Genomic DNA, 12084 nt, shown 5'->3' with positions numbered 1-12084 from the left:
AAAATCGAGAATGAGTTATTTTTAGATATCGCAAACATTAGCGCTCACGTTTGAATTCACGATAATAATCATTGAGCAATATCACGAATTTTTTTAACTGTTCTAGATTCTGTTGATTATTACCTAATCTCGTTGTAAAACGACCTGTATTCAACTCGAGATCTATTTTCTCTTTGATCAACATTCCCCGATAAAATAAATTCTCCAAATCATCAAAACGAGTAACCTTTCGGTTCGAAAAATATGACAATCTTTCATTTAGTTCATTCAAAACAACGTCATCGATAATATATCCTAATTCAGGATCATGACGAATTTGATGAGTCTGTAAATAAACTTGCTCAGCCGATGGTTTTTTTTGAAACAAATCAGAAATTTTTTTAAACATAGTTTGGGAAGAAAAGCTGAAAACTCAAAATGATGGTCTATCTTAGCATCTGGTCACGAATACACCTATATTCATGACCAAAAAGCACTCAAACTAAAATTAACCGTAATTTTTTCTTAAATATTCTACAATCTTCTTCGATTCGAACAATTTTACGCCTGTGTTAGGATCAACTAAATACGGGACTTGTATATCCTGCTCCTTGCGATTCATTACCTTTACAACCTGCTCGCGTTTACCGCCAGCCAAAGGAATATATTTCCCAGGCTTCAATCGTAAAATCGCTGGTCCTTGATCCTGCCAACGCTCTTTAGCGACATTATGAAACTTAAATGGTAATTCAAGTTCTGTGAGTTCAGCGCGCACGATTCTGGTGTATGGACTCGCTTCAAACCCCCACAGCTCAATTAAATGCTCGGGTTGTGGTCTCTGCTTAATCGCTTTATTTATAAAAATCCCACGAGCACCATTAATCAGTGTTCCAGCTAGAGCAACTACAGGCAATTTGGGGTAATGTGAGAATTGCTTCGGTGTTTGACCTGTCTCACCATAATGCTTAAAAAGATAGTGAATAATATCCTGAGACTCGTAAAGTTTAGCCCCAGTATTTTCATCAATTAAAAAAGGAAATTGAATCTTACCACCAAGTGTTTTTACTTGATCTCGATAGACCCTTCCACCTTTCGGACAAGGATACACTTCGTAGTCAAGATTAAGTAAAGTCAACACCTCTCTTACACGACGACAGAATGGTGATCCTTCAAATTCGTAAAGCTTTAATGCTTTTTCTGGCTGTTTAGGAAACGGTGTACCTGAAGTCCCACGTCCACCTTCTGCAACAGCTGAAGCTAGCGCCTGAGCCACTTTTAATTGATGAATCACCATACTGATTACCTCGTTTTTGTTTTATTTAAATTAATCGACTAATTTTGTCTTGGACACAATAATTCCATTATTGTCTGCATAGATATAATCACCTGGTTGGATTGTGATATTTCCAATTTGAATCGTGATATTGGTTTCGCCCACCCCTTTGCGATTACTTTTTTGAGGTATAGCCGCAAGTGCGTGCACGCCTAGATTTAAACTCGCAATGGCATCAACATCTCTAACACAACCATTAATAATGACACCACTCCATCCATATTTAACGGCAGACTCAGCAATCATATCTCCCATCAATGCACAACGCATGGAAGAACCACCATCTACAACTAAAACTTTGCCTTGCCCATCTGTAGCGAGTAACTCTTTTACTCGTGAATTGTCCTCAAAACATTTAACAGTGACAGCTTCACCCCCAAAGCTTTTTACACCGCCGTAACTTTTGAAGAATTTTCCATCAATAGATGGATACAATACTTGAATATCTAAATCAGGATGGTCATCCAGTAAATCACACGTCACAAATGTTGGCGTTGTCACTTTTTATACCCTCAGTTATGTTTTTGAATCTCTAAATTATCATAAATCTTAATTTTTTCATTTTGAGTTCTTGCGCTCACGACCATAGTATTAGCGACTTGCTCTGCTGTCACTGGCTTATATTTGAATGTATTTGGCAGAAATTGCGATACTCGCTTGAAAATACTCTGAGAAATATCTTCGAGTGTCCTTGTTTCAGCTCTTTCACCAATTAAGAGTGAAGGTCGAATGATCGCCAATTGATAGAGTGATAATGATTTTAGATAATTTTCTAACTTTCCCTTCACTTGATTATAAAAGAATGGAGATCTTTCATTCGCACCTTCCGCACTTACAATTGCAAAAAAAGTATCGGTATTCACGAGCAAATCAGCAAAATGAGCATTTATCTCAAAATCGATATTGTAAAAATTTTCTTTAGAGCCTGCTTTTTTAATTGTACTTCCTAGGCAACTAAACGCATGTGAGAATCCAGAAGCGTCCTCATCATTTAACATTGAAAAGTTATCAATGACCAACTGATCAACTTTAGTGAACTTTTCAAATTGTTCATCATGCTTACGAACAACTACGACAATTCTTTCGCAATCTACCAATTGATTCAAATGATTTACCAAAGATCGACCAACTAAACCAGTTGCCCCTATAACTATTGCACTTTTAATATTTTTAATCATTTTTTCGCCATTCCTTCCAATATTCATATAATCTAACGCGCTAACCGCATTTTATCTGCATCAAAAATGTTGTCAAAGCATGTCAAGACTTGACTTTGCCGCATCATTTAATCACAATATGGCACTTGTTTACGGGCTGGTGTAAATTCTTCTAATGTTTGTATTTAGTTGAAATTTCAGCCCGCCCAGACCAATCAATTTCAAGGAGTGCACGAGTGGCAAACTCTGCTCAAGCAAAAAAACGTGCTCGTCAAAACGTTAAAGCACGTAAACACAACGCAAGCTTACGTTCTATGGTTCGTACTTACCTTAAACGCACAGTAGCAGCGATCGCTGCGGGTGACTATGCAGCAGCTTCTGAAGCTTACAAAACTGCAGTACCTGTAATCGACCGTATGGCTGACAAAGGTATCATCCACAAGAACAAAGCTGCTCGTCATAAGAGCCGTTTAAATGCACAAGTTAAAGCTTTAGCTTCTAACTAAGTTGCGTTAAAAAAAGCCCTTTAAGGGCTTTTTTTATATCTTAAATTTATCAACAATACTTAAATAATATTAAAATTACTATCTTTCTTGCTCTACAAATTCACGAATAGACAGCTCATTACGTTCACCACGCCATATCCATTTCAATTTTGCATCTATGAATGCTTCACCTTCAAACCAAACAAACAAACCTTCCATCATTTCTGGCCAATCCTGCTGAATAATCTGTGTTTTACCTGAAATCACAGCCAGAATACCAGCCAGAATAGTGTCATGGCTAACCGCCAAACTTAATCCATGATTCTGTTGAGGGTGAGTTTGATAAAGCAAATGTAAAACATCAATCACACCTGTAATTGGCTGCTTCATCCCAGGTAAAGTATTGTTTACAAAGCTATTGATAAATCCCAAAGCACCTTGTTGCTTAAAATATGGCGCAGCTTGCTCGATATCTAAAACGAAGCTACCAGGCTCGACCAAAAGCCCCTGCTCAACAATTTTAATATGATGGGTATTTGACTTAGGATTGATTTGATCAGCACCTTGAATCATCAGTGCTGCAGTATCAATACAACGTTGAATTGGACTAGAAATACAGTGTTCAATCACACGATCTGTTTGATCAATAAGATAAGCCCCCCAAGCCTGCGCCAGATCCTTACCTTGATCTGTTAATTGCAAATCATATCCAGCGAGTCCTTGACCCACTACCATTTCACGAATTGAGTGGCGAGTAAATAGTGTAACAGGCACAGCAACATCGGGCAGTAAATCAACCGCTCTGAGCATACTTGGAGGAAGCAACTTCAGCGACATAATAATTCTAATAAATGAAATTAATTTGACTATAACACGATGAAATTATAGTTCCACTCCCCTAAAGTACATTTGACAACGCATCTAAAGCCAATTGCCTCATTTCAGGATCACGATAGGCGATAAAACCATTATTCAAAACAGTATCACGCTGATTATAGGTAAATGGCACAGAATCCAAGGTCAACAAACCACCTCCTATGCTCTCTAGCAAGCCTTGTCCAGCACTAGTGTCCCACTCGGAGGTTGGATGAAATCTTGGGTAAATATCTATTTCACCCTCAAGCATCATACAAAATTTATAAGCACTTCCAGCTTCACGACGTATAACCGGTATTTCTCTTTCAATATAATCAATATAGTGTTGATACTTAAGATTTTTACTACTATGACTCAGCCCAATTTGGATGGCATCGACTGGTGAGGCTTTAAATTTGCAATATTTTTCCCAAATATTGTTCATAAATGAATATTTATAAGGAAGATCCGTCAAATAGCCCATATACATAACTTTCTCAGTCGGCACGACTATGACTGAAAATACAGTTTGATGGTTCTGAATAAGACTCAGATTAATTGTAAATTCATCACGTTCATGAATAAACTCCTTCGTACCATCCAAAGGGTCTAGCATCCAACATTGAGGCCATTCATGTCGCTCTGAATAATCACTTTCTTCAGAAATGATCGGAATATCAGGTGTAAGTTTTGCAAGCTCTCTGAGCAGATATTGATTGACCTTTAAATCTGCTTGAGTTACAGGAGAATGGTCATCTTTTTCGTTGATTTTAAAATCACGTCCAGCACAATAGTTTTGATATTCTTCTAATAATATTTGGCTTGCAACAGCCAAAATCGGAACCAAATTTAACATTTGTTGATCTTGGGGAGCATGCGTTGTGATAAACATGGATAAAACCTATTTTTTCTGGCGCTACACACTCTAAGCACGACGATCATATTAAGAACCTCAGCCTAAAATGCAGCGTGATTTAATTTGCATTGTTGGATTTATATTTATAGTAGCAAACCTATAAAATATAACCACTTTGAAACACATAACCCATTTCAATCATAAGAACTCTAACACTTTTAAAACAAAATCCGAAGCGTGATTGCCAACAACCCTCAATACATCTTAAATAACACCCGCAATAGTTCCAAAAATCAGAGCGCGCCTTAGAGTCAGTATCAACATAAAAAAACAAGCCTTCTTAAAGAAGGCTTGTTTTTTATTTTTGCTCTTTGACTGGACTTTCAGGCTGTTCATTCGGTTTTTTTACAGGCTCTTTATTTTTAAAAGAGTCCTGATTCCCTTTATCCTCATTAGATTCTTTGTGTGGTTTCGAACTATTATCATGTTTTGTCATACTTAAAACTCCTATGCACCATTTTCAAAAAATATGATGCTTTCATAGCGACTTCTATACTATTTTTGTATTCATTATCAAGATCTAAATTTGTGACCTCACACATCTAATTCGATATAATACGAATGGAATGAAATATAGAAGTCACCACGCACACCCATTCTTGAAGTTCAATTTTAAAATGCTGATGCGAGTCCAACCTTTTGCATCAAATGATGGTGTAAATCGATATTTAAATAACACCCATTTTGTTGTTTTTATTTGTGCTAAATTGCAACAATACCTGAGGAAAGATGAATGAATAAACCCATCATCATGTTCGACATGGATGGAACCCTACTCGATCTTGCTTTTGACGATTTAATTTGGAATCACAAACTCCCTGAGCGACATGCCAAAACTCATCAAATCAGTTTAGAGCAGAGCAATCAAATTCTATTTAAATTTTATCAAGATCATAAGCACACGCTCGATTGGTATTCTACGCGCTTTTGGACAGCCAAAGTCGGCGTTGATACTTTTCAGCTTCAACACGATCACAAAGAATTCATCAAGCCGAGACAGGGATGCATTGCGTTATTATCAAGCCTTAAGCAAGCTGGATACCGAATATGGTTAGTCACCAATGCTGATGAAAGAGGTTTGGCATTGAAAATGAATCAAGTTGACCTCACCTCTTATTTTGAAGTGATGATCAGTAGTGAAACAATCGGTTTTGCTAAAGAGCGTTTTGAATTTTGGGATCAATTACAGCAAATGCACCCATTTGAACCTCGTCACTGCGTTCTCGTTGATGATACTGCGGTTGTACTCGAAGGTGCTAAATCTTTTGGTATTGAGCATCTAATCACAATTACCCAACCATCTAGCGCTCAACCTGAGCGCGAAAGGTCTAAACTTCAGTATCCTGCAATTAATGATCTAAGATCATTAATCCCCTATTTAGACCAAATTAACCATGAGAAAGAAATGAATGTCAAAACAGCATGAAACTAAAATCACTGATTCAATGCGAATTGATAAGTGGCTTTGGGCAGCACGCTTTTTTAAAACCCGCTCAATTGCCAAAGCAGCAATCGAAGGTGGTAAAGTTCATCACAACAATGATCGTGTTAAAGTTTCCAGAGAAGTACGTGTAGGAATGGAGTTAACGATTCAGCAGGGATTTGAAAAGAAAACCGTCATTGTGAAAGCATTATCATCTGTACGAGGCGGGGCACCTACTGCACAATTACTCTATGAAGAAACTGAAGTCAGTATCGCGCGTCGTGAGTTGCTTTCTGCACAAAGAAAATTGCATAATCTTGCACGACCAGATCATCGACCAAGCAAAAAAGATCGACGTGATATTACAAGATTCCGTCAACAAAATGGTCAGCAATATGACGAAGTTTGGTCATACGATGATGAATAAGTTAAAGCGACAAATACTGTCGTTTTGAAGTTTAAAATTATAGAACAGTTCGATTTTTTCTGTCACTATAAATGCCGTGGACATTAGACTTAATTAAAGACATCCACTTAAGTTATCAGTGATTTACATCGTTTTGAGGTTATGAGATGGATGATAATAAAAGCAAAGCACTGAGTGCTGCTTTAAGCCAAATTGAAAAACAATTTGGTAAAAATACGGTAATGCGCCTTGGTGACAATACTGTTCAAGCTGTAGAAGCTGTATCTACAGGCTCTCTTACATTGGATATCGCACTAGGTATTGGTGGTTTACCTAAAGGCCGTATTATTGAAATTTATGGTCCAGAATCATCAGGTAAAACCACCATGACACTTCAAGCGATTGCGCAATGTCAAAAAGCTGGTGGTACTTGTGCATTTATCGATGCTGAGCATGCTTTAGATCCTCAATATGCTCGCAAACTTGGTGTAGATATCGATAACTTATTGGTGTCACAACCTGATCACGGTGAACAAGCACTAGAAATTGCAGATATGCTGGTACGATCTGGCGCTATCGACTTAATTGTTGTCGATTCTGTAGCAGCCTTAACCCCTAAAGCCGAAATTGAAGGTGAAATGGGTGACTCTCATATGGGTCTACAAGCACGCTTGATGAGCCAAGCATTGCGTAAAATTACAGGTAATGCAAAGCGCTCCAACTGCATGGTGATCTTCATTAACCAAATTCGTATGAAAATTGGTGTCATGTTTGGCAGTCCAGAAACCACTACTGGTGGTAATGCGCTCAAATTCTATGCTTCTGTACGCTTAGATATTCGCCGCATTGGTCAAGTGAAAGAAGGCGATGAGATTGTTGGTTCTGAAACACGCGTTAAAGTGGTGAAGAACAAAATGGCACCTCCTTTCCGTGAAGCATTATTCCAAATCATGTACGGTAAAGGTACAAATCAGCTTGCTGAATTGGTCGATCTCGCTGTACAACAAGAACTTGTTCAAAAAGCTGGTGCTTGGTATTCATACCAAGGTAACAAGATTGGACAAGGTAAGAACAACGTGATTCGTCATCTTGAGGAAAATCCTCAACTTGCACAAGATCTTGATCGCATGATTCGTGAACAGTTGTTAACCACAGCGACTCCAGCTCCAACCGAAGAAAATGACGAAGAAGCTGATTTATTTGAAGTATAATTTTTAAAAAAATTTGAAATCGAAGCGCCCAAATTATGGGCGCTTTTGTTTAAGAGCATGGATTTAAAATGTCAGAGAAGTTTCCCAAGTTCATTCATTATGAGGACTTAAAATCAATAATGAATGAAGATGAACCTCAACATCTCATCAATGATCAACATGTGGCTAGCCAACACCCGAAAAATCAAGCATCAGATGAATGTGATTTAGATGACAACCATTCATCAACTCTAGCACAAAATAAAGGCTTAACAGGAACTCGTTTGAGATCGTATGCATTTGCAGTCTTAACTCGCAAAGAATACTCAAAAAAAGACTTAATCGATAAACTTGCTTTGTATGCACAAAATAAGGAAGAGGTTTTGAGCTTAGTTGATGAGCTAGCGCGAGAAAATTATCAAAGTGATGCTCGCGTTGCAGAAATGACGGTACGCAGCCAATTACGTAAAGGAAAAGGTCCAAATCGAATAAAGCTAGCGCTTAAAAGCAAACACGTTGATAAAGCCTTGGCTGAACCAGAAATGGAAGAAATAGATTGGTATGAACAAGCATACTTATTGAAGGTCAAAAAATATGGCTATGAAGTTGCTCAGGACGCAAAATTAAAAGCAAAACAAATTCGCTTTTTACAATATAGAGGCTTTGAAATGGATGCGATTATGAAAGCTATAAAAAGAAAAGAGAATGAAGAATAAGAAATAAAATTATTATAATGGTGGCAACCCTACTAGCAAAACTCCGGCACATCATAGTTCTGATACCGTTGCTACCTTCCGGTCCTGGCGGGGTTCTCAGAGTACAATTGCGAAGCCACCAGCAGGGCTACCATTGCAAGAACAGAGTATAGAGATTTTTAACGATCTTGCAAGACCATAATGGGCTTTAAAGGCACTAAAAAAGTTCAAGTGAATATTTACTAATCTATTAACAACAAACTTGATATTTTTCATCTAAATAACTTCAACTTAAATTTCTTCATTTATACAGTTTCATTGTAAATTTATATTGATTTTAAATGCTATGACGTTTTTAATGATCTGATTATTAAGAATTGAAAATACTCAAAGTTCAAATTTGAGTATGGACACAAATGGAATAATGAACATGCTCAATAAGCGTACTTTTCTTGCACTAGCATTGATGAGCTCAACATCAGTTTTTGCCAATATTCCTATCGAATCAAAAGGATTAAGCCAAAATTCGAGTTTGAACCAAACAGCAGTCGCAGCGAATAACACCGCTACAGCCCCTACCAACACCAGTTGGCAGCTTATCCAACAAAGTCAACGCTTAGAAAATCAAATTCGTGCACTTCAAGGCAAATTAGAAGAACAAGAACATCAAATTAATCAACTGACCAACGAATTAAAAAATCGCTATACAGATCTAGATCAAAGATTAGAACTCCTTCAACAAAAAATTGATCCTGTGGAAGAGTCCAATATCGAGGATCCTAATGCTGCACCACCCGTTCCTAATGAGTCAACTGCACCAAGCACTAGCACTAACTCAAATACCACAGCATCACAAAATGCAACGAACTTGAATCAAACCAACCAACAAGAACTTGATAAAGCAGCTTATACAGTTGCCTTAGATGCATACAAACAAGGTGGCGCAAAAAAAGCCATTGCACCTATGCAAAACTTTGTACGTAATAATCCAAATAGTGTGTATACAGGTAATGCCTATTTTTGGTTAGCTGAATTCAATTTAGCAATTGAACCACCCAATTATGAAGAAGCAAGAAAACACTATGAAACTGTCGCTTCGAAGTTTCCAAACTCAGGAAAAGCACCGCGATCTTTATATCAGCTGTATAGCATCGCGAAAGATGTAAATAAAAACGCTCAAACTGCTGAAATTTATAAAAATAAACTACTAAGCACCTATCCTGACTCAGAAGAAGCTGGATATTTCAAAAAAAGTTAAATAAAAAAGACATCATAAGATGTCTTTTTTTTGCTAGCAAAAGCTCTTAACGAACAATACCGCGCTTAGATTCATTTAGAGAATCTATGAGGAGCTGAGCTTCAGAAACATTTGGTAAAATTTCAGCAGTAATCTGCTCAATGGCTTGTTGTGTCGTCAGACCACTTTTATAAATCAACTTAAATGATTCTCGTAAACCATTGATTACATCTTTGGACCAACCCTTACGACGCATACCTTCTACATTCATTCCAAATGCATGCGCCGGATTACCAGACACCATCACATAAGCAGGAACATCCTTCAAAATCAATGATGCTCCACCAATCATGCTGTATGAGTCGATTTTACAGAATTGATGAATACCGGAGTTGCCACCGACAACAACGAAGTCACCAACATGCACATGACCTGCGACACCAACATTGTTTGCAAAAATGTTGTTATTACCCACCACACAGTCATGCGCAATATGCGTATTGACCATCAACAGATTATTACTACCAATTTTAGTAATACTTTGATCCTGCACTGTACCGCGATGCAGACTGCAATGCTCACGAATTTTGTTGTTGTCGCCAATCTCAAGCCAAGTTTCTTCACCAGCATACTTAAGATCCTGACACACCTCACCCACACTGGCAAACTGGAAAATTTCGTTTGATTTACCGATGCGAGTATATCCACCAACCACCACATGAGAATGTAACACTGTCCCACTATCAATCGTCACATGAGGACCAATAATCGAATAAGGACCAATTTTTACATCAGAAGCAATCGTTGCCGTAGGATCAATAATTGCTGTAGGGTGGATTAAATCACTGTTACTCATGCTTGCTCTAATTTCTGATGAGAAATAATAATTTCAGCTGTCGCTGCAATTACACCATCAACGCTCGCACTACAAAGATACTTGTAAATACCACGTTTCTGCATTACAAGCTCTGATTTTAACACGAGTTGATCACCAGGAACGACTTGTTTTTTAAAACGAACTTTTTCAGCGCCAGCGAAAAGAAAAAGTGAACCCGGTTTGGGTTTTTCATTGTTCATAATAAAGCCAAGAACGCCAGAAATTTGTGCCATCGCCTCAACGATTAAGACACCCGGCATGATTGGATAACCTGGAAAATGACCTTGCATAAACTCTTCATTTATGGAGACATTTTTAAATCCGACAATTCCATTCTCAGTCACTTCTGTAACACGGTCTACCAATAGAAATGGATAACGATGCGGCAAATATTCACGAATTGTTTGAATATTCATCGGCAATTCAGGAATTGAAAAAGATAAAGTAGACTCTGTCATATTATTTACGCAATTTTAAAGTTGATTCGATTGACTCTAACTGAGCCTGCATATCATCTATTTGTTTGACTAATTTGGTCAATGGCACATCTGCTAATTGTCTTAGACGAACAACTGTCCGTTTCCAACGAGAATTTTCGAGCAATCCCATTCCTGAAGAATATGTACCAGCTTCTAAAATGCTACCTGTGACCATTGACATTCCAGTTAGCGTCACATTATCTACAATTTTTAGATGTCCTGAGATACCACAAGCACCTGCAAGGATACAGTTTTTGCCAATCACAGTACTGCCCGCAATACCGCATTTTGCAGCAATTGCAGTATTTTCACCGATTTGAACGTTATGTGCGACTTGCACAAGATTATCAATAATCACACCATCATGAAGTATAGTGTCATCTAAAGCGCCACGATCAATACTACAGTTAGAACCAATTCTGACATCATTTCCAATTTGAACAGACCCGAGTTGAGCAATTCGGTTCCACTTACCTTGATAAGGAGCAAAGCCAAAACCCTCTCCTCCAATTACGGTATTCGCATGGATACGAACACGTTTAGCAATTTTAGATCGACCCGTAATCGTGACATGCGAATCAATGAAACAATCCTCACCGATTTCAACATACTCATCAATTTTAGTTTGCGAATGAATTACTGTATTTGAACCAATCACGGCATGTGGGCCAACTACAACGTAATGACCAATGTATACATTATCTCCAATCATAGCACTCGGATCGATTACTGCGGTGGCCTCGATTCCACGTTGCACAGTTTTAGATTCGAACACATGAGTTAAAATCGCGAAAGCAAGATACGGATTTTGTACGACAATAAAATTATTATGCTGATTAAGCTGAGCCTGCATCTCAGAAGTGACAATTAAGGCACCTGCTTGAGATGAAATCGCTTCGTCTAAATACTTATCAGAATTTACAAAAGAAATTTGGTTTGAGTTCGCTTGAGTTAAACTTGCAAGACCCTCTAGCAACAGATCTGCATCACCAATAACTTGGCCTTGTACAAGTTTGGCCAAGTGATCGAGACGAAATTGATTTGATTTCATT

16 protein-coding genes and 1 other RNA gene are annotated in these 12084 nt (G+C 37.9%); 6 read left to right on the top strand and 11 right to left on the bottom strand.

All coding sequences use genetic code 11. From position 1 onward, the window contains the following. Positions 1-37: 37 nt before the first annotated feature. The 4 genes from AC1M89_RS03220 to AC1M89_RS03205 form a co-directional block, all read right to left on the bottom strand. On the bottom strand, positions 38-388 hold the full coding sequence (locus AC1M89_RS03220) for a hypothetical protein (protein ID WP_180027816.1): 351 nt from the start codon (positions 386-388) through the stop codon (positions 38-40). Between the two features lie 99 nt (positions 389-487). After that, a complete protein-coding gene (locus AC1M89_RS03215) occupies positions 488-1273 on the bottom strand; it encodes a glutathione S-transferase N-terminal domain-containing protein (protein WP_481613896.1) in 786 nt (261 codons plus the stop codon). Positions 1274-1303: 30 nt separating this feature from the next. Then, positions 1304-1813, bottom strand: coding sequence for a ribonuclease E activity regulator RraA (gene rraA, locus AC1M89_RS03210; RefSeq protein ID WP_035263643.1), 510 nt, complete (start codon positions 1811-1813; stop codon positions 1304-1306). Positions 1814-1824: 11 nt separating this feature from the next. After that, entirely contained in the window at positions 1825-2490 is a 666-nt protein-coding gene (locus tag AC1M89_RS03205; protein WP_481613895.1) for a Rossmann-fold NAD(P)-binding domain-containing protein, read from the bottom strand. A 215-nt stretch (positions 2491-2705) separates the two neighbouring features. Between AC1M89_RS03205 and rpsT the strand changes: the two genes are divergently transcribed. After that, entirely contained in the window at positions 2706-2975 is a 270-nt protein-coding gene (rpsT, locus tag AC1M89_RS03200) for a 30S ribosomal protein S20 (protein ID WP_035263646.1), read from the top strand. A 78-nt stretch (positions 2976-3053) separates the two neighbouring features. Here rpsT and AC1M89_RS03195 read toward each other — a convergent pair whose 3' ends face one another. The 3 genes from AC1M89_RS03195 to AC1M89_RS03185 form a co-directional block, all read right to left on the bottom strand. Continuing rightward, positions 3054-3791: a histidine phosphatase family protein gene (locus AC1M89_RS03195; protein WP_092766340.1), complete on the bottom strand. Its 738-nt coding sequence runs from the start codon at positions 3789-3791 to the stop codon at positions 3054-3056. Positions 3792-3852: 61 nt separating this feature from the next. Further along, on the bottom strand, positions 3853-4701 hold the full coding sequence (locus AC1M89_RS03190; protein ID WP_481613894.1) for a 3'(2'),5'-bisphosphate nucleotidase CysQ family protein: 849 nt from the start codon (positions 4699-4701) through the stop codon (positions 3853-3855). Positions 4702-5023: 322 nt separating this feature from the next. Beyond that, positions 5024-5161, bottom strand: a complete 138-nt coding sequence (locus tag AC1M89_RS03185) for a hypothetical protein (RefSeq protein ID WP_171076720.1) — start codon at positions 5159-5161, stop codon at positions 5024-5026. Between the two features lie 297 nt (positions 5162-5458). On the opposite strand from AC1M89_RS03185, the gene AC1M89_RS03180 reads away from it, so the two are divergent. The 4 genes from AC1M89_RS03180 (at position 5459) to AC1M89_RS03165 (ending at position 8460) form a co-directional block, all read left to right on the top strand. Then, a complete protein-coding gene (locus tag AC1M89_RS03180; RefSeq protein ID WP_481587498.1) occupies positions 5459-6151 on the top strand; it encodes an HAD-IA family hydrolase in 693 nt (230 codons plus the stop codon). After that, entirely contained in the window at positions 6135-6575 is a 441-nt protein-coding gene (locus tag AC1M89_RS03175) for an RNA-binding S4 domain-containing protein (protein WP_035263651.1), read from the top strand. The genes AC1M89_RS03180 and AC1M89_RS03175 overlap by 17 nt, the downstream gene beginning before the upstream one ends. Before the next feature lie 146 nt (positions 6576-6721). Then, positions 6722-7765, top strand: coding sequence for a recombinase RecA (recA, locus tag AC1M89_RS03170; protein ID WP_035263652.1), 1044 nt, complete (start codon positions 6722-6724; stop codon positions 7763-7765). A 68-nt stretch (positions 7766-7833) separates the two neighbouring features. Then, on the top strand, positions 7834-8460 hold the full coding sequence (locus tag AC1M89_RS03165) for a regulatory protein RecX (protein WP_481613893.1): 627 nt from the start codon (positions 7834-7836) through the stop codon (positions 8458-8460). Positions 8461-8487: 27 nt separating this feature from the next. On the opposite strand, the gene ffs is transcribed toward AC1M89_RS03165, so the two are convergent. After that, positions 8488-8584, bottom strand: an RNA gene (ffs, locus tag AC1M89_RS03160) — signal recognition particle sRNA small type. A 285-nt stretch (positions 8585-8869) separates the two neighbouring features. On the opposite strand from ffs, the gene AC1M89_RS03155 reads away from it, so the two are divergent. Then, positions 8870-9697, top strand: coding sequence for a YbgF trimerization domain-containing protein (locus AC1M89_RS03155; protein WP_481608487.1), 828 nt, complete (start codon positions 8870-8872; stop codon positions 9695-9697). Positions 9698-9743: 46 nt separating this feature from the next. On the opposite strand, the gene lpxA is transcribed toward AC1M89_RS03155, so the two are convergent. Genes lpxA through lpxD form a run of 3 tightly spaced genes read right to left on the bottom strand, consistent with a single transcriptional unit; the run spans position 9744 to position 12083 of the window. Continuing rightward, on the bottom strand, positions 9744-10532 hold the full coding sequence (gene lpxA / locus AC1M89_RS03150) for an acyl-ACP--UDP-N-acetylglucosamine O-acyltransferase (protein ID WP_035263657.1): 789 nt from the start codon (positions 10530-10532) through the stop codon (positions 9744-9746). Then, entirely contained in the window at positions 10529-11011 is a 483-nt protein-coding gene (gene fabZ, locus AC1M89_RS03145) for a 3-hydroxyacyl-ACP dehydratase FabZ (protein ID WP_035263658.1), read from the bottom strand. The genes lpxA and fabZ overlap by 4 nt, the downstream gene beginning before the upstream one ends. A gap of 1 nt (position 11012) precedes the next feature. Further along, complete coding sequence (lpxD, locus tag AC1M89_RS03140; RefSeq protein WP_092766345.1) at positions 11013-12083, bottom strand: UDP-3-O-(3-hydroxymyristoyl)glucosamine N-acyltransferase; 1071 nt, start codon at positions 12081-12083, stop codon at positions 11013-11015. Position 12084 lies beyond the last annotated feature (1 nt).

Source organism: Acinetobacter sp. ANC_7635 (genome assembly GCF_056779945.1).
The sequence above is the reverse complement of the archived record's forward strand: the minus strand, read 5'-3'. Positions and strand labels throughout refer to the sequence as shown.